The sequence below is a fragment of the Streptomyces sp. NPDC002870 genome, from assembly GCF_042888505.1.
In the GTDB taxonomy this organism is placed as follows: Bacteria; Actinomycetota; Actinomycetes; order Streptomycetales; family Streptomycetaceae; genus Streptomyces.
The window spans coordinates 72,415-89,776 of record NZ_JBIAPW010000029.1 but is presented as its reverse complement, the minus strand read 5'-3'; the positions used below and the strand labels follow the sequence as shown (position 1 = coordinate 89,776).

16 protein-coding genes are annotated in these 17,362 nt (G+C 69.6%); 6 read left to right on the top strand and 10 right to left on the bottom strand.

Annotated features, from left to right (window positions below):
* Together ACFYWY_RS28710 and ACFYWY_RS28705 are read left to right on the top strand one after the other, a co-directional pair.
* Positions 1 to 1,956, top strand: coding sequence for a fumarate reductase/succinate dehydrogenase flavoprotein subunit (locus ACFYWY_RS28710; protein ID WP_389191097.1), 1,956 nt, complete (start codon positions 1 to 3; stop codon positions 1,954 to 1,956).
* On the top strand, positions 1,953 to 2,729 hold the full coding sequence (locus tag ACFYWY_RS28705; protein ID WP_389191094.1) for a succinate dehydrogenase/fumarate reductase iron-sulfur subunit: 777 nt from the start codon (positions 1,953 to 1,955) through the stop codon (positions 2,727 to 2,729). Before ACFYWY_RS28710 ends, ACFYWY_RS28705 begins: the two co-directional genes overlap by 4 nt.
* A 108-nt stretch (positions 2,730 to 2,837) precedes the next feature.
* Here ACFYWY_RS28705 and ACFYWY_RS28700 read toward each other — a convergent pair whose 3' ends face one another.
* The 6 genes from ACFYWY_RS28700 to ACFYWY_RS28675 form a co-directional block, all read right to left on the bottom strand.
* A complete protein-coding gene (locus ACFYWY_RS28700) occupies positions 2,838 to 5,372 on the bottom strand; it encodes a SpoIIE family protein phosphatase (protein ID WP_389191091.1) in 2,535 nt (844 codons plus the stop codon).
* Between the two features lie 164 nt (positions 5,373 to 5,536).
* Positions 5,537 to 5,953, bottom strand: a complete 417-nt coding sequence (locus tag ACFYWY_RS28695) for an ATP-binding protein (protein ID WP_389191133.1) — start codon at positions 5,951 to 5,953, stop codon at positions 5,537 to 5,539.
* Positions 5,954 to 6,077: 124 nt separating this feature from the next.
* The gene (locus ACFYWY_RS28690; protein WP_389191088.1) at positions 6,078 to 6,500 is read right to left on the bottom strand and encodes a (deoxy)nucleoside triphosphate pyrophosphohydrolase; all 423 of its coding nucleotides are present in this window, start codon (positions 6,498 to 6,500) and stop codon (positions 6,078 to 6,080) included.
* A gap of 113 nt (positions 6,501 to 6,613) precedes the next feature.
* Positions 6,614 to 6,793 (bottom strand): SPOR domain-containing protein, encoded by a 180-nt coding sequence (locus tag ACFYWY_RS28685; protein WP_389191085.1) that lies wholly within the window; start codon positions 6,791 to 6,793, stop codon positions 6,614 to 6,616.
* Positions 6,794 to 6,865: 72 nt separating this feature from the next.
* Positions 6,866 to 7,117, bottom strand: a complete 252-nt coding sequence (locus tag ACFYWY_RS28680; protein WP_389191138.1) for a hypothetical protein — start codon at positions 7,115 to 7,117, stop codon at positions 6,866 to 6,868.
* A 40-nt stretch (positions 7,118 to 7,157) separates the two neighbouring features.
* On the bottom strand, positions 7,158 to 7,910 hold the full coding sequence (locus ACFYWY_RS28675) for a GntR family transcriptional regulator (RefSeq protein ID WP_389191082.1): 753 nt from the start codon (positions 7,908 to 7,910) through the stop codon (positions 7,158 to 7,160).
* A 207-nt stretch (positions 7,911 to 8,117) separates the two neighbouring features.
* On the opposite strand from ACFYWY_RS28675, the gene ACFYWY_RS28670 reads away from it, so the two are divergent.
* Positions 8,118 to 9,452, top strand: coding sequence for a glycoside hydrolase family 18 protein (locus tag ACFYWY_RS28670; RefSeq protein ID WP_389191079.1), 1,335 nt, complete (start codon positions 8,118 to 8,120; stop codon positions 9,450 to 9,452).
* 238 nt (positions 9,453 to 9,690) lie between these two features.
* Here the strand turns inward: ACFYWY_RS28670 and ACFYWY_RS28665 are convergent, their stop codons facing one another.
* Positions 9,691 to 11,265 carry a S8 family peptidase gene (locus ACFYWY_RS28665; RefSeq protein ID WP_389191077.1) on the bottom strand — a complete coding sequence of 525 codons (1,575 nt, stop codon included), beginning with the start codon at positions 11,263 to 11,265 and terminating at the stop codon, positions 9,691 to 9,693.
* 192 nt (positions 11,266 to 11,457) lie between these two features.
* On the opposite strand from ACFYWY_RS28665, the gene ACFYWY_RS28660 reads away from it, so the two are divergent.
* Positions 11,458 to 12,561, top strand: a complete 1,104-nt coding sequence (locus ACFYWY_RS28660; protein ID WP_389191075.1) for a threonine synthase — start codon at positions 11,458 to 11,460, stop codon at positions 12,559 to 12,561.
* Positions 12,562 to 12,763: 202 nt separating this feature from the next.
* On the opposite strand, the gene ACFYWY_RS28655 is transcribed toward ACFYWY_RS28660, so the two are convergent.
* From ACFYWY_RS28655 to ACFYWY_RS28645, 3 genes are all read right to left on the bottom strand, one after another.
* Positions 12,764 to 13,108 (bottom strand): hypothetical protein, encoded by a 345-nt coding sequence (locus ACFYWY_RS28655; protein WP_389191072.1) that lies wholly within the window; start codon positions 13,106 to 13,108, stop codon positions 12,764 to 12,766.
* A 113-nt stretch (positions 13,109 to 13,221) separates the two neighbouring features.
* On the bottom strand, positions 13,222 to 13,671 hold the full coding sequence (locus ACFYWY_RS28650) for a winged helix-turn-helix transcriptional regulator (RefSeq protein WP_389191069.1): 450 nt from the start codon (positions 13,669 to 13,671) through the stop codon (positions 13,222 to 13,224).
* Positions 13,672 to 13,812: 141 nt separating this feature from the next.
* Positions 13,813 to 14,976 carry a thiolase family protein gene (locus tag ACFYWY_RS28645; RefSeq protein ID WP_389191130.1) on the bottom strand — a complete coding sequence of 388 codons (1,164 nt, stop codon included), beginning with the start codon at positions 14,974 to 14,976 and terminating at the stop codon, positions 13,813 to 13,815.
* Between the two features lie 182 nt (positions 14,977 to 15,158).
* Between ACFYWY_RS28645 and ACFYWY_RS28640 the strand changes: the two genes are divergently transcribed.
* A complete protein-coding gene (locus ACFYWY_RS28640; RefSeq protein WP_389191066.1) occupies positions 15,159 to 16,391 on the top strand; it encodes a cytochrome P450 in 1,233 nt (410 codons plus the stop codon).
* Between the two features lie 14 nt (positions 16,392 to 16,405).
* On the top strand, positions 16,406 to 17,326 hold the full coding sequence (locus tag ACFYWY_RS28635) for an alpha/beta fold hydrolase (protein ID WP_389191063.1): 921 nt from the start codon (positions 16,406 to 16,408) through the stop codon (positions 17,324 to 17,326).
* The last annotated feature ends 36 nt before the right edge of the window (positions 17,327 to 17,362 follow it).

Below are 17,362 nucleotides of genomic sequence, written 5' to 3'. Positions count from 1 at the left end.
ATGACGCAACTCGAACGACAGCAGTGGGACGTCGTGGTGGTGGGTGCGGGCGGCGCGGGCCTGCGGGCCGCCATCGAGGCGCGCGAGCGGGGCGCGCGCACGGCGGTCATCTGCAAGTCCCTCTTCGGCAAGGCCCACACCGTGATGGCCGAGGGCGGCATCGCCGCCTCCATGGGCAATGTGAACCCCGGGGACAACTGGGAAGTGCACTTCCGCGACACCATGCGCGGCGGGAAGTTCCTCAACCAGTGGCGGATGGCGGAACTGCACGCGCGTGAGGCGCCCGACCGGGTCTGGGAGCTGGAGACCTGGGGCGCACTCTTCGACCGCACGGCCGACGGGAAGATCTCCCAGCGCAACTTCGGCGGGCACGAGTACCCGCGGCTCGCGCACGTCGGCGACCGGACCGGCCTGGAGCTGATCCGTACGCTCCAGCAGAAGATCGTCTCGCTGCAGCAGGAGGACCAGAAAGAATTCGGCGACTACGAAGCCCGGTTGAAGATCTTCCAGGAGTGCACGGTCACCCGCGTCCTGAAAGAGCACAGCCTCAAGGACGGCGAAAAGGTTTCCGGGACGTTCTGTTACGAGCGGGAGTCCGGGCGCTTCTTCGTGCTGGAGGCCCCGTCCGTGGTGCTGGCCACCGGCGGTATCGGCAAGTCCTTCAAAGTGACATCCAATTCGTGGGAGTACACCGGCGACGGGCACGCGCTGGCGCTGCTCGCGGGCGCACCGCTGCTCAACATGGAGTTCGTGCAGTTCCATCCGACCGGGATGGTCTGGCCGCCTTCGGTGAAGGGGATCCTCGTCACCGAATCGGTGCGCGGCGACGGCGGTGTGCTGCGCAACTCCGAGGGCAATCGGTTCATGTTCGACTACATTCCCGACGTCTTCAAGGAGAAGTACGCGCAGTCGGAGGAGGAGGGCGACCGCTGGTACGAGGACCCGGACAACAACCGGCGTCCGCCCGAGCTGCTGCCGCGCGACGAGGTGGCCCGCGCCATCAACTCCGAGGTCAAGGCCGGCCGCGGCTCCCCCCACGGCGGCGTGTTCCTGGATGTCTCGACCCGGATGCCGGCCGAGGTCATCCGGCGTCGGCTGCCGTCGATGTACCACCAGTTCAAGGAGCTGGCGGACGTCGACATCACGGCGGAGGCGATGGAGGTCGGACCGACCTGTCACTACGTGATGGGCGGCATCGCCGTCGAGTCCGACACCGCGGCCGCGGTCGGGGTTCCCGGCCTGTTCGCGGCGGGCGAGGTCGCGGGCGGCATGCACGGCTCCAACCGGCTCGGCGGGAATTCGCTGTCCGACCTGCTGGTCTTCGGACGACGGGCGGGTCTGCACGCGGCCGAGTACGCGCAGGGGCTCAGCGACCGCCCGGCGGTGGACGACGGGCAGATCGACGAGGCCGCGGCGGAGGCGCTGCGTCCGTTCAGCGCCGAGGGACCGCAGCCGGGCGAGGAGACCGGGAAGCCGCCGGAGAATCCGTACACCCTCCATCAGGAGCTCCAGCAGACGATGAACGACCTGGTCGGCATCATCCGGCGCGGGGCGGAGATGGAGCAGGCGCTGGAGAAGCTGGCGGGTCTTCGGGTACGGGCGCGGCGCGCCGGGGTCGAGGGGCACCGGCAGTTCAACCCCGGCTGGCACCTCGCGCTGGACCTGCGGAACATGCTGCTGGTCAGCGAGTGCATCGCGCGGGCCGCGCTGGAGCGCACGGAGAGCCGCGGCGGGCACACCCGCGAGGACTGCCCGGCCATGGAGCGCGAGTGGCGGCGGGCCAATCTGCTGTGCCAACTCGTCGACCCCACCGGCGGTTTGGCGGCCACCGACCCGGTGCGCGGCCAGATCGCGCTCGTACGGAAGACGACCGAACCCATCCGTCCCGACCTGCTCGCTCTCTTCGAGAAGGAGGAGCTGGTCAAGTACCTCGCCGAAGAGGAGCTCTACGAGTGAGCAGCTACACAGCGTCCTTCAAGGTCTGGCGCGGTGATGCGGACGGCGGGGAGCTGGAGGACTTCGCCGTCGAGGTCAATGACGGGGAGGTCGTCCTCGACATCATCCACCGCCTCCAGGCCACCCAGGCCTCCGATCTCGCGGTCCGCTGGAACTGCAAGGCGGGCAAGTGCGGTTCGTGCAGCGCGGAGATCAACGGCCGGCCGCGGCTGCTGTGCATGACCCGGATGTCGGTCTTCACGCGCGAGGAGACGATCACGGTGACGCCGCTGCGGGCGTTCCCGGTCGTGCGGGACCTGGTGACGGATGTGTCCTTCAACTACACCAAGGCACGCGAGGTGCCCTCGTTCGTGCCGCCGCCGGGGGTGCGGGCGGGCGAGTACCGGATGCAGCAGATGGATGTGGAGCGCTCGCAGGAGTTCCGCAAGTGCATCGAGTGCTTCCTGTGCCAGGACACCTGCCATGTGGTGCGCGACCACGAGGAGAACAAGGCGGCGTTCGCCGGTCCGCGCTTCCTGATGCGGGTGGCGGAGCTGGACATGCACCCGCTGGACGCGGCCGCGCAGGCGGGTCTGGACCGCAAGAAGGCCGCCCAGGACGAGCACGGTCTGGGCTACTGCAACATCACGAAGTGCTGCACGGAGGTGTGCCCCGAGGGCATCAAGATCACCGACAATGCGCTGATCCCGCTGAAGGAGCGCGCGGTGGACCGGAAGTACGCCCCGCTGGTGTGGCTGGGCAACAAGATCGGGCGGCGGGGGGCGGAGGACTAGCGTTCTCCCAGTGGCCGATGTCGTCCTCGTGGAAGAAGAGCAGGCGCCGTGGCCGCGCCGGCGGCGGCCCGGGCCTTACGGCCCGGGCCGCCGGCCTGCTCGGCGGCGTCAGAACATACTGAGCAGCTGCTCGACAGTGGGCTCGGACGTCGAGTCCCCGTCGGGCAGGGCGAGTTCGAACCAGACCGTCTTGCCGCGTGGGGTCCGGCGCGAGCCCCAGGCCGCGCTCAGCAGGCCGACCAGCTGCAGTCCACGGCCGCCCTCGTCGGTGTCGCGCGCCCGTCGCCGTCTTGGCTGGACCAGGCCGGAGTCCCACACCTCGCAGACCAGGGTGCGGTCGCGCAGCAGGCGCAGCCGGATCTCGCCCTCGCCGTACCGCAGCGCGTTGGTGACCAGCTCACTGACCAGCAGCTCGACCGTGTCGACGAGCGCCTGGAGGTCCCAGGCGACCAGCTGGGCACGGGCCAGTTCGCGGGCCCGGCCCACCGAGCGGGGCTCGCGCGGCAGCCGCCAGTCGCCGACGGCGTCGACGGGCAGCCCCTGGATGCGGGCCATCAGGAGCGCGATGTCGTCTTCGCCGTGCCGGGTGTCGAGGGTGTTCAGCACATGGTCACAGACGTCTTCGAGGGGACGTACGGGATCGGTGAGCGCGGCGCGGAAGGCGCGCAGGCCCTCGTCGAGGGGGTGGTCACGGGATTCGACGAGCCCGTCGGTGTAGAGCGCGAGCAGCGCGTCTTCGGGGAGCTCGACCTCGACTTCTTCGAAGGGCTCGCCGCCCACCCCGAGCGGCATCCCCGGCGGCACGTCGAGCAGCAGCGCCTCCTCGCCCGGTTCGACGAGCACAGGCGGCAGATGGCCGGCGTTGGCGAAGGTGCAGCGGCGGGTGACCGGGTCGTAGACGGCGTAGACACAGGTGGCGAGATAGACCTCGGAGAGGTCGGCCTCGCGGGATTTGTGGGCGACGCGTGAGGCCTGCTGCGCTCCGCTCGGGCTGCCCAGGCCGCGGGCGATCTCGTCGAGCGCGGAGAGCACTTCGGCCGGCTCCAGGTCCAGCAGCGCCAAGGTCCTTACAGCCGTGCGCAGTTCACCCATGGCGACCGCGGCCCGCAGCCCTCGCCCCATGACATCGCCCACCACCAGGGCGGTGCGGTGGCCCGGTAGTTCGATGACGTCGAACCAGTCTCCGCCCACCTCGGTCGCCGTATTGCCCGGGAGATAGCGGCAAGCGATGTCCAGGCCGGCGGCCTCCGGGTCTCCGGGCGGGAGCAGGCTGCGCTGGAGGATCAGCGCGCGCTCGTGTTCCCTGCGGTAGAGCCGGGCGTTGTCGATGCAGACGGCGGCGCGGGCGGCGAGCTCGATGGCGAGCGCCCGGTCCCGTTCCCCGAAGGGTTCGCTGCCCTTCGTACGGGAGAACTGCACCAGGCCGACGACGGTGTCGTGCGCGACCATCGGCACCGCGAGCGTGGACTGGACGAGCGTGCCTTCCTCGCCCGGGATCGACTGGACCCTGGCGGTGCGCAGGGCGCCGGCGCAGGGCGAGTTGAAGGGATAGCGGTGGACCTCGCCGACCGCGGTGGGGGTGCTCGCGTTGTGGCCGCTGCCCGGGATGGCGACCAGTGGCGCGTCGGAGACGGCGCTGGCGAAGGCGACCCGGCGCAGCTCGGCGCTGCCGTCCGCACTGCCGGGGGGAGCCTCGTCACCGGTGAGAAGCCCTTGATAGAGGTCGACCGCCGCGAGGTCGCAGAAGCCGGGGACGGCGACGTCGAGGAGTTCGCGGGCGGTGGTCTCCAGATCGAGGGAGTTGCCGATGCGGGCGCTCGCCTCATTGAGGAGGGCGAGGTTGCGGCGGGCGCTGGCGGCCTCGCGGGCCGCGTTCTGGCGGCGGGTCACATCGGTGCCGATTCCGGCGACGCCGATGGGACGGCCGGATCCGCTGTGCACCCGGTAGAGGTTGATCGACCAGTGCCTGCGTTCCGTGCTGCCCGGCGCCGCTCCGACGATCTGGAGATCGATGGCGGATTCGCCGGTCTCCAGGACCCGGCGCAGCGATGCGTTCATCCGCTCGGCCTCGGGGCGGGAGAGGTAGTCGTGGACGGTGCGTCCGCGGTGGTCGTCGGCGGCGCCCCCGAAGACGGCGGCGAAGCGCTGGTTGGCGCGCTGCACGGTGAGGTCCGTGCCGAACAGGAGGAAGCCGAAAGGAGATTGGCCGAAAATAGCCTGCGAAGCGGCAAGATCAGTCTCGATCTGGCGCAGTGCGCGTACGTCCACGACGATACACAGCGCAGCCTTCTCGCCGCTCTCCGTCTCACTCGGCATCACATAAACCTCGGCGACGCCGTGCGCACCGCGCTGCCTCGGTATGCGGAAGGGGACCAGCCCGGTCCATTCCTTGCCATCAAGGATCTCGGACACCTGGCGGCGGCCACGCGGCCGCAGCTCGGCGGGCATGAAGACTTCGACCGGGTCCTTGCCCCTGACCTCGTCTGCAGTGATGCCGAAGAGATCTACGGCACGCCGACTCCACTGGTCGACCAGCCCGTCCGGGCCGATCGAGAAAGAGGCCACCTTGATGTAGTCATAGATCGAGCCAGGCGGGCTGCTCTGCCATACGACACCGCTCGCCGTCCCAGGTATTTCGCTCACGCGACCGTCCCCTCCAGCTCACCGCACCGGACCGGCCATGACCGCAGTATTCAGCACTACGGCCCTGACCGACACGGCGTTCACGATCACAGCACGGTCTCGTTCATTTTGAGCCGGGCCCTGCGCGATCGTCCCTTTCACGTGATCGTTGTCCCTTCACACTTCTAACCAGTGAGGGGCAGCTCGAACCACACGGTCTTGCCCGTTCTCCCGCGCCGGGTGCCCCATCGGCGGGCAGTACAAGCCACCAGTTGCAGCCCGCGTCCACCCTCGTCATCTGGCTCTGCGGCGCGTTCGGTGGGGGCGTCCGGCAGCGGGTCGGAGACTTCGACGAGCAGGCTGGGGGCGGTGTCGCCACGCTCGGGGCGGACCATCCGGACCCCGATCGGACCCGATGCATACCGTAGAGAATTGGTCACCAGCTCACTGACCAGGAGCTCGGTGACATCACCTATGACCGCGTCCAGTCCCCAGGCGCGCAGGGTGTCGCGCACGACGTGCCGGGCGGCACGCACAGCGTCGGGCTCGCCAGGGAAGGACCACTCGGCGACTTCGCCTTCGGTGTCGATCACACCGCTCACTTCCCGGACCGGCAGCAGACCTACGCCCTGTTTCGGACGGTTAATCAGCACATACCCGATATTCGGGGCGAGGTATCGCGGCAAGGGCAGCAATGGGTGCACCGTGGTGCGAACGGCGTATGCGTCAGTCGCGCGCGCCGTCCCGCTCGCTTTCGCGCAGCAGTCGCGCGGCCTCGGCCACGGCGGGCCGGTCCTGGTCGAGCCAGTCGACGGCATCGGTCTCGTGCGGGGCCAGCCAGCGCAGCGCGTCGTGATCCTCGAGCGGCTGGGGCTCCCCGGAGAGCAGCCGGGCCGTCCATACCTGGAGTACACGGCCGGGTCCCAGCGCCCACTCACCGGGGATCCGCGCCAGCGGCTCGGTCTCGACGCCCAGCTCCTCGCGCAGTTCACGCACCAGCGCCTGCTCAGGGCTCTCGCCCGGCTCCAGCTTGCCGCCGGGCAGTTCCCAGCGGCCGGCGAGCTCTTCGGGGGCGCTGCGGCGAGCGGCGAGCAGCCGCCCCCGGTCGAACACGGCTCCGGCCACCACCACTACACGACGCTCGTTCATGCGCCGGAGCGTACTTCGCGCCCGCCCGCGGCCCGCCCGTCGGTCCGGTCGGGCCGATGCGGGTCGGCCGATGCGGGCCGGGCCGGACGGCGCGGGCCGGCCGATGCGGACGGCTAGCGCGCCGTCTGCCCGATACGCTCGACCCAGTACAGCTGCTTGTGTCCGCGGCCGTCGAGCGTGTCGGCGATCTGCTGCGCCTCGTCCTTGGTGGCGTATCTGCCGACGCGATAGCGGTTGCCGTTGTCGTCCCGCCGTATGACGAGCCAGGGCAGCACAGCGCCACCGTCGTTCATCGCGCCCCTCCCTCGGCCGGCCTGCAGGTCTGTAACGATCGCCAGGAAACCGCACTACGCATATGCCCGAGCCTACGCCTGACCTTCACTCAGCGGATACGGGTTTACACAAAGAGATAAGAAAGAGGGACGCACCCGTCTGGATGCGTCCCTTCTGGCTGGTTCCGGCCCCCGGATGATCCAGACCGTCTGCGTCCATGCCGCCATGGCCTGCGCCGTGATCGAGCCTTCGAGCGCGAGGAAGACGAAGGTGAACGAGGCGCAGATGACGTAGGTGAGCGTGGAGCCGAAGTAGCCGGAGCCGGCGCCACGGGCGGGCGTCAACTCGTGATCGCGGGGGCCGGACGCCCTGTTCCCGTACCGGTCACTTCACCGGCAGGTGGTATGCGATCCGGTAGCGGTCCGCCGGGACGACGATGTCCGCCGTCTCGACCGGGCGTCCCGATGCGTAGTAGGTCCGCTCGACGACCATCACCACATGGCCCGGTACGCCGCCGAGTGCCAAGAGCTCCTCCGCAAGCCCCGGGCGGGCGCCGACCTCCTCCGCGACGTTGTCCACGACGACGTCGATGGCCGCCATCCGCTCGACGACGCCGCAGCCGCCGAGCGGGCCCTCCTCCGGAAGCATCACGGGGGTGCGCCCGGTGACTTCGATCGGCTCCCAGGACGTGGAGAGCATCATCGCCTCGCCCGCGTCGCGGAACACATAGCGCGTACGCATCACCCGGTCGCCGATCTCGACGCCGAGCCGGGCCGCGATCTCCGGGCCCGCCACCTCCTGCTCGCTGCTCGACTCCCAGGTGCCCTGGGCCCCGTCTTCGGCCTGCTCCTGGCGAAAAGGGTTGGCGCCCGACGGCGGCCGATAGCCGGAGCGGGCGATCCGGCGCGGAACCGGCCGCTCACGGACATATGTGCCCGAGCCCGAGCGACCCTCGACCAGCCCCTCTGCCATCAGGACCTTGCGGGCTTCCAGGGCGACGGTGTCCGAGACTCCGTACTCCTCGCGAATGCGGGCCTGCGAGGGAAGGCGGGTGTGCGGCGGCAGCGAGCCGTTGACGATCTGCTGTCGGAGGTCACTCGCAACGCGCAGATAGGCGGGCTGCTCACCGAATGTCACTGGCCACTCCCAACAGGTTGACAGACAGCAACAGCCTGGCAACCGTGGGTTGTTGACCGCAAGCGTGGGCCAGAGTTTCACTCGAAGTGATGACTTGCGCTTAAGCAGGCACTTACCGCAGGTACGGGTTGGCGGACCCGGCCCCGCCGGGCCTCAATCCGAGCCGACCCATTGACCGCAATGGTCCAGACCAATACGTTGCTGGCCATGCGTCGAAACTGCCGAAGATCCCTTGCCAGGGCGGCCGTTGCCGCCTGCTCCCTCTCCCTCCTCGCCGCCCTCGCGCCCGCCGCCACCGCCACCCCGGGGCACGACCAGTACGGAAAGCCCTCGTACAAACGCGTCGGCTACTTCACCCAGTGGGGCGTCTACGGCCGGGACTTCCAGGTCAAGGACATGGACACCAGTGGCCAGGCGGCCAAGCTCACCCACATCAACTACGCCTTCGGGAACGTGAGTTCCGAGGGCAAGTGCTTCACCGGCAGCGTCCCCGGCGAGGCGGACGCCTGGGCCGACTACGCCCGCCCGCTGGACGCCGCCGACTCCGTGGACGGTGTGGCCGACACCGCCGAGCAGCCGCTCGCGGGCAACTTCAACCAGCTGCGCGAGCTCAAGGCCAAGCATCCCGGCCTCAAGGTGCTGATCTCCCTGGGCGGCTGGAGCTGGTCCACCCACTTCTCCGACGCCGCCCGCACCCCGGCTTCCCGCAAGGCGTTCGTCTCCTCCTGCATCGACCTCTACATCAAGGGCAATCTGCCCGTCGACGGAGCCCGCGGCGGCGAGGGCGCGGCTGCCGGGCTCTTCGACGGCGTCGACCTCGACTGGGAGTGGCCGGGCTCGGCGGGCGACACGGACACCGTGTACCGGCCCGAGGACAAGCAGAACTTCACCGCGCTGGTACGGGAGTTCAGGACGCAGCTCGACGCGCACGGGAAGAAGGGGCGCAAGCACTACGAGCTGACCGCCTTCGTCCCGACCGCCCCCGCCAAGATCGACGCGGGCTTCGAGGTCCGCAAGATCATGCGTGATCTCGACTTCGTCAACCTCCAAGGTTACGACTTCCATGTCTCGGGCGAGAAGACCACGGCCCAGCAGTCCGCGCTGTACGCACGCGGTGACTTCAGCGTCGACCAGACCGTCCGCGACTGGCAGCGCCGCGGCGCGCCCGCCCGCAAGCTGGTGATGGGCATGCCCTTCTACGGACAGGGCTGGACGGGCGTGACAGGCGGCGGCGACGGCATGGGCCAGCCGGCGGCGGCGCCCGCGCCCGCGACCTGGGCGGCCGGTTACGAGGACTACAAGGCCCTCAAGAAGCTGGCCGACTCGGGGACGTACACACTCCACCGGGACCGGCGCGGCGGCCACGCCTGGCTCTTCGACGGCACCACCCTGTGGACGTACGACGATCCGCAGGTGCTGCGCGCCAAGACCTCGTACATCCGTGAACGGGGTCTGGGCGGCGCGATGTTCTGGTCCCTGGACGGGGACACCGCCGACGGCGAGCTGATGAACGCCGTCGACCGCGGGCTCTCGCGCCGCTAGCGGACGGAGCGGAAGCCGGGCGGGTCCGGCGCCTGGGCTGCCGGGCGGGGTCGTCGGTGAATCCCCCGTCCGGCTCGGCCACATGGACAGCCGACTCTGCCCGTCGGGACGGTCGAGATCACACGAACAGGCGCGGATCATACGTCGAAGGGGGCGGCCGCCGTAGCGACCGCCCCCTCCGTCTCACTCAGCTTTCAGGACTGCGCGGCACACGGCTGCGCAGCTCGAACCGCACGGCTCAGAACTGAAGCGCCCAGGAGTCGATCTTGCCGACGTCCTGTGCCGCGTTGTCGCTGACCCGCAGCTTCCACGTGCCGTTCGCGACCTCGGACGAGGCGTTGACCGTATACGTGGTGTTGATGTTGTCCGTGCTGCCGCCGGCGCCGTACGCCTTCAGCGTGTACGCGGTGCCGTCCGGCGCGATCAGCTGGATGCGGAGGTCACCGATGTACGTGTGCTGGATGGCGACGGGCACCTGCAGGGCGGCCGGAGCGTTCCCGGTGACTCCGCTGACGGCGATCGGAGACTCGGCGGTGGCGAAGTCGCTGATCGCGAAGTCCGCGGTGTTCTCGAACCTCTTGCCGGGGGGCGGGGTGTCACCGCTGCCGACGAACAGCAGGCGGTTCGGCGAACCGGTGCCCGGGTTGCTCACCGCGCCGCTCGTCGCGGCGGTGGTCAGGGCCGTGGACACCTGCGCCGGGGTCGCGGTCTTGTTGGTGGCGAGGTAGAGCGCCGCCGCGCCCGCGACGTGCGGGGTCGCCATCGACGTGCCGGAGATCGTGTTCGTCGCCGAGTCGCTGGTGTTCCAGGACGAGGTGATCGACGAGCCCGGGGCGAAGATGTCCAGCACGCTGCCGAAGTTGGAGAAGCTGGAGCGGGCGTCGGTGCTGGTTGTCGAGCCGACGGTGATGGCCTCCGCGACGCGCGCGGGCGAGTAGTTGGAGGCGTTGGAGCTGTCGTTGCCCGCCGCGACCGCGTAGGTGACGCCGGAGGCGATGGAGTTGCGCACTGCCGTGTCGAGGGCGGTGTCGATGCCGCCGCCCAGGCTCATGTTGGCGACCGCCGGCTTGACGGCGTTCTGCGTCACCCAGTCAATGCCGGCGACGACCTGCGCGGTCGTGCCCGAGCCCTGGTTGTTGAGCACGCGGACGCCGACGACCTTGGCCTTCTTGGCCACGCCGTAGGACGAACCGGCGACGGTGCCGGCCACATGCGTGCCGTGGCCGTTGCCGTCCTGCGCGGTGTTGTCGTTGTCGATGGCGTCATAGCCGTACGACGCCCGGCCGCCGAAGTCGCTGTGGGTGATCCGTACACCGGTGTCGATGATGTACGCGGTCACACCCTCGCCCGCGGTGTCCGGGTAGGTGTAGCTCTGGTTCAGCGGGAGGGTCCGCTGGTCGATCCGGTCCAGACCCCAGGACGGCGGGTTCGGCTGGGTTCCGGTCGCCTTGAAGACACGGTTCTGCACGACGGACGCGACGTCCGGGTCAGCGGCGAACTTCTTCGCCTGCGCCTCGGAGAGCTCGACGGCGTAGCCGTTCAGCGCGGCTTCGTACGTCCTCTTGATCTTCGCACCGTACTCGGCCGCGAGCGCCTTGCCTGCCTTGGAGTCCGCTTCGGGCGCCGACTCGTCGAGGGTGACGATGTAGCTGCCCTTGATGACTCCGGGTGCGCCTGCGTTCTGAATGACGCCTTCAGGGGCCGTCTCGGCCGCGTTGGCCGTGAGGGCCGAAGCCGCGCCGAGCGTGAGCGCGGTGGCGGCTATCGCGCTGGCAGCAGCAAGTCTTCGACGCGAATTACGCATCACTGACATGTGAGGGGTCCTCCTCATTGGTGGTGCGCTTCTGTGGGGGATACCGGCAGGCCCATGACAACGCCTGACAGTTGAATCTGTCGTGCCTTCGTCTTGCCTGCCGAGCGAAAGGTTGGCGGATCCATAGGAATCACACAAGAGTCCGGGGAGTGGTGTAACACATGCGCCACACAACTGCCATGCTGACGACCCATGAGCTCGTACCGGTGTCCGGACTGCGCCACCAGCGCCCCCGTCGAATCGGCATCCTGGTGCTGCCCGTCCTGCCGCGGCCCCTGGGATCTGGACTTCACCGCTGCACCAGTCGGCCTCGAGTCCCTGTCGGCGTCAGTCAGGGTCAATTCACTGTGGCGTTACCACGAAGCGCTGCCGATCTCCGCACCAGCCGTCTCCCTCGGCGAGGGCCGCACCCCGCTCGTACAGCTCACAGAAAGCGTCTGGGTCAAGCTCGACTTCCTGATGCCGACGCTCTCCTTCAAGGACCGCGGCGCGGTGCTGCTCGCGGAGCTGGCCCGCCGGCTCGCGCCGCGGCGGGTGATCGCCGACAGCAGCGGCAACGCGGGCACGGCGATTGGCGCGTACTGCGCGCGCGCCGGTCTCGACTGCACCGTGTACGTCCCCGAGGCCACCTCCGCCAAGAAGGTGGAGCAGATCCGGGCGCACGGCGCGCACCTCGAACTCGTCCCGGGCGACCGCGAGGCCGCCGCTGGGGCCGCCCGCGCCGCCGCCGACATTCCCGGCACGTTCTACGCGAGCCACGTCTACAACCCGTACTTCCTGCACGGCACGAAGACGTACGTCTACGAACTGTGGGAGGACCTCGGCGGCACGCTCCCCGAGGCGATCGTCGTCCCCGTCGGCAACGGCACCCTTCTCCTCGGCGCGGCCCTCGCCATCGGCGAGCTCCACGCAGGCGGCCTGATCGCCGAACGTCCCGCACTGATCGCGGTCCAGGCCGAGACGGTCTCCCCGCTCGCGGCCGCTTTCCACGCCGGCGCCGAGGATCTGCTCGACGACGTCGCGCCGCCGCGGCCGACGCTCGCCGAGGGCATCGCGATCCCCCGTCCTCCCCGCGCCCGGCAGATCCTGCGGGCCGTACGGGAATCCGGCGGCACATTCCTCACGGTGACGGAGGATCAGATCCGTGCCGCCCAGCTGGATCTGGCTGCCCAAGGGCTGTTCGTCGAGTCGACCGGCGTCGCATGCTGGGCGGCAGCGGGCGGCTGGACCGACCGCACCTCCGTGGTCCCGCTCTGCGGGGCGGGCCTGAAGACTGGCCTGGCGCCCGGGTCGTAGCTTCAGACCTGGCGCACGGACCGCAGCCGCGTCCTGCGCCCGTCCTGCACTGCCAAGGCCGGCACTGCCAGGCGGGCACTGCCAGGCCGGCACTGCCAGGCGGGCCCGGCCTGGCCGGCACTGCCAGGCGGGCCCGGCCTGGCCGGATCAGTACGGCCCTTCGATGAGCCTCTCGCGCAAGCCTGTCCCTACACCCCCCGTTTCACCACCCGTAGCTCTCGGTGAAAGGCTCGGTCCGCATCTCCAGCCACTCCAGGCATCCCCACCCCGCCCCGGCCAGCACGAGCACAACCACCACCGCGGCCACCGAGTCCCGCGCCCTCAGCACCCCGCCCACCAGCGCCCAGGCCGCGAGCGCCAGGGCGGGCACCCCGAACACCATCAGCGGCCCCTCGGCATAGAGCAGGCTCCAGTCCCGCTCCCCCTCGAAGGCGCCCCGCAGCCCGGGCTCGGCGCCCGACACCCAGACGAAGAACCCGGTGCAGAACCCCGCCACCACAGCCAGACATCCGGCCCAGCCACGCGTGCGTTCGATACCTGTCCCCATAGTCCCCATACCCGCCCCGGACGCAGAGGCGACTGGGGCGGTTCCGGGACATACGGTCCGTGGCCCGTCGCCGAGGACTTCGCCTCGCTCGGCTACCCGGAGAAACCGGCAGGTCAGCCGGCGGGCAGCGCCCCGCGGCCCGTCGGCGAGTGCACACCCTTGCGCGCCGGCTCGCCGCAGTGCGCGCAGATCAACTCCGGCTCCAGCGTCTCGCCGCAACTGTGCTGCCACTTCAGCGGCGGATCATCGGAGTTGAGGTGCCGGTCGCCCCACTTCATCAGCGCGAGCAGTACGTCTCCGAGCTCCTGGCCCGCCGGCGTCAGGTGGTATTCGTAGCGCGGCGGGTGCTCGTTGTACTGCTTGCGGCGGACCGCCCCCGCCGCCTCCAGCTTGCGCAGTCGCGCCGTGAGGATGTCGCGGGACGCCCCGGTGTTGCGGACGATCTGGTCGAAGCGCCGCACCCCGTGGCTCAGTTCGCGCACCGCGAGCAGCGTCCACCGCTCGCCGACCAGGTCGAGCGCGTCGGCGATGGAGCACTCTCGGGGCTGGATGCTCTTGGACATGCGTTTCATTCTAGGTCGGTCGGTTGCGAATCCAAACGTTCAGCCAGAGCGCGACGGGCTGCCCACGCCACACCCGGGACCCGGGCCACCCGTCACCGCCCGTCACCGCCGTCACCCCCGTCACCGCTCACAACGCTCGGTTCACACGCGCTCGATGATCGTGGCGTTGGCCAGTCCCCCCGCCTCGCACATCGTCTGCAGCCCGTACCGCCCGCCCCGGTCCTCAAGGTTGTGCAGCAGCGTCGTCATGATGCGCGCCCCGCTGCCGCCCAGCGGGTGCCCGATCGCGATCGCGCCGCCCCGCACATTCAGCTTGTCCGCGTCCACGCCCGTCTCCCGCTGCCACGCGAGCACCACCGACGCGAAGGCCTCGTTCACCTCGAACAGATCGATGTCCTCGATACCGAGCCCCGCCCTGGCCAGCACCTTCTCGGTCGCCGGCATGATCGCCGTCAGCATCAGCAGCGGGTCGTCCCCCGCCACCGCGAACGAGTGGAAGCGGGCCCGCGGCCGCAGCCCCAGCCGTTCCGCCACATCCGCGCCCATGATCAGCAGCGCCGCGGCGCCGTCGTTGACCGGCGAGCTGTTGCCCGCCGTGACCTGCCAGCCGATCTCGGGGAACCGCTGCTCCATGGCCGGGTCGTAGTACGCCGGCTTGAGCCCGCCCAGCACCTCGGCCGAGGTTCCCGGCCGTACGGTCTCGTCCCGCTGCCCGGCCCAGACGACCTCCCGGTCGAACTCACCGCGCTCCCACGCGTCCGCGGCCCGCCGGTGCGACTCCAGCGCGAAGGCGTCCTGCTCCCCACGGGAGATCTTCCAGCGCGCGGCGATCAGCTCCGCGCTGATGCCCTGCCCGACCAGCCCTTCCGGGTACCGCTCGCCCAGCCTCAGCCCGAACGGGTCACTGCCCGGCAGCACGTTGGACCCCATCGGCACCCGGGACATGGACTCCACGCCGCACGCGATCGCGATGTCGTACGCACCGCTGATCACACCCTGCGCCGCGATGTGCGCGGCCTGCTGCGACGAGCCGCACTGCCGGTCCACGGTCATGCCCGGCACGCTCTCGGGGAAGCCGGCGGCCAGCACCGCGTTCCGGGTGATGTTGAGCGACTGGTCCCCGACCTGGGTCACACAGCCGCCGACGACGTCGTCGACGAGTACGGGATCGATCCCGGCCCGCTCCACGAGCGCCGCGAGTGTGCGAGCCAGCAGGTCCACGGGGCGCTCTTCGTGCAGCGCCCCTCCCGGCTTGCCCTTGCCGACCGGCGTACGAACCGCCTCGACGATCACCGCGTCCCGCACCACGACAACCTCCCCAGTCTCTTTCTTGGTTTGAACTTCAAACCTACTGACTCAACACTGCCGCGCCTCCGAGAGGGTTGTCAATTCCAACTGATGATTGTTATCGTCGTCGCCGCCAGAAGGTTGGATACCCCAACCCACCAGGCCACCACCTCCTCGACCGCACAGAACCGGGAGCGAGAGTGAGTCAGACCGACACCATGGCCGACCCCCTGGACATCATGGGCCGCTTACTGACCCCCGGGGGCAAACAGAATCCGTATCCCTTGTACGAGGAGATGCGCGCCCACGGATCGCTGGTCGACATCGGCGGCGCCCACCTCTTCGCCACCGGCTACACCGAATGCGCCCGCGCACTGCGCGAGCCGGATCTGCTGTCCACGGACGGCGCGGTCCAGGACGGCAAGATGCCGGGCTGGCGCGAGCACGCGTCCTGGCGCTGGCTCACCAAGAACATGCTGTTCTCCAACGAGCCCGACCACGAGCGGCTGCGCCGCTTCTTCGGCAGCGCGTTCTCCGCCCGCAGCGTCGCGAACTGGCGGCCCATGGTGGACCGGCTGGCGGACGACGCCGTACAGCATGTCGCGGAACTCGGCGCCGACGGCAGGCCCGTGGACCTCGTCCCCGAGTTCTCCTTCCGCTTCGCGACCGCCGTCATCGGCGAACTGCTCGGCATCCCGGAGAAGGACCAGGCGGGCATGCGCGGGATCATCGGGGACATCACCACCGCGCTCGACCCCATCGGCGATCTCGCAGAGCTGGAGCCGGGGGACGCCGCGATGGAACAACTGGCGGAGTACTTCTACGACTTGGTCGCCCAGCGCCGCGCGGCTCCGGGCCCGGACCTGACGAGCGCCTTCGTCCGCGCCCGCGACACCGGCGGCGAGCTGACCGAGGAGGACCTCGTCGCCAACCTCATGCTGCTCCTCGTCGCCGCCGCAGAGGCGCCTCAGGACCTGCTGAGCAATATGGTGCGCCTCGCCCTCGAACATCCCGAGCACGCGGACCGGCTCCGCGAGGACCCGCGGTCGGTGGCGGGCTTCGTCGACGAGACCCTGCGCTTCGAACCGGCGGTGCAGGCGCTGAACCGCGTGGCGGCACGGGACATGTGGTACTTCGGCGTGCGGGTGGCCGAGGGCACTCCGGTGACTCTGATCATCGGCGCGGGCAACCGCGACCCGCGCCGGTTCACCGACCCCGGCGTCTTCGACCCGGCCCGCCCTGACAACCAGCCGCTGACCTTCAGCGCGGGTGCGCACTACTGCCTGGGCGCCGCGCTGGCCCGGATGTCCGCGGAGACGGTGGTGCCGCAACTGCTGCGTCGGTTCCCCGAGCTGACGCTCGCGGAACAACCGACCTTCCGCGACCAACTGGTGCAGCGGGGACACGACCGCCTGCCGGTGACGACTGCCTGACGGGGGAAAGCCACGTGCCGCCGAACACGACGCACACGACGCACACGACGCACACGACGCACACGACCGATGCTGAACTCGCCGCATCCCTGGGCGACTTCACCAGTCGGCACGCCGAAGTCAACGGAGTCCGCCTGCACTACGTGACCGGCGGCGAGGGCGAACCGCTGTTCCTGCTGCCTGGCTGGCCCGAGACCTGGTGGGAGTACCGCAAGGTCATGCCCGCGCTGGCGGCCCGCTACCGGGTGATCGCCGTCGACATCCGGGGCATGGGCGGCTCGGACAAGCCGGAGACCGGCTTCGAGAAGAAGTCGATGGCCCGGGACATTCGCGAACTGGCCCGCCATCTCGGCCACGACAAAATCCACATCGCGGGCCACGGCATCGGCTCCATGGTCGCCTTCGCCTACGCCGTCAACCACGCGGGCGCGACCAACAAACTGGCCATGCTGAACACGACTCATATCGACGAGAGTTACTACAGCTTCCCGATCATGCCCCGCCCCGACGACCCGGGCCCGCATCGCTGGTGGCTCGCCTTCAACCTGGTCCCGGACTTCCCGGAAGAGGTCCTGACCGGCCGTTACCGCCCTCTGATCGACTACATGTTCGGCCTCAGCCTGGTGAACTCGGACGCGATCACCGACCGCGACCGGGACATCTACGCCCAGGCGTACTCCTCCGAGGACGCGATCCGTGCCAGCAAGGGCTGGTTCCAGACGTACCAGCAGGACATCGCGGACTTCAACGGCTACGGCAAGGTACAGGTCCCGATGCTGGGCCTGGCGTACGGGGGTTTCTTCGCGTACATGCGGAAGGTCCTGCCGGCGCAGGGGACGGACGTACGGGTGGTCGAGGTCAAGGACAGCCGGAACTATCTCGTGGAGGAGCAGCCGGAGACGGTCGCGAAAGCCCTTCTGGAGTTCTTCGGCTAGGTCTTGGCGATTGGCGTGTTGGAGCGTTGAGGTGTT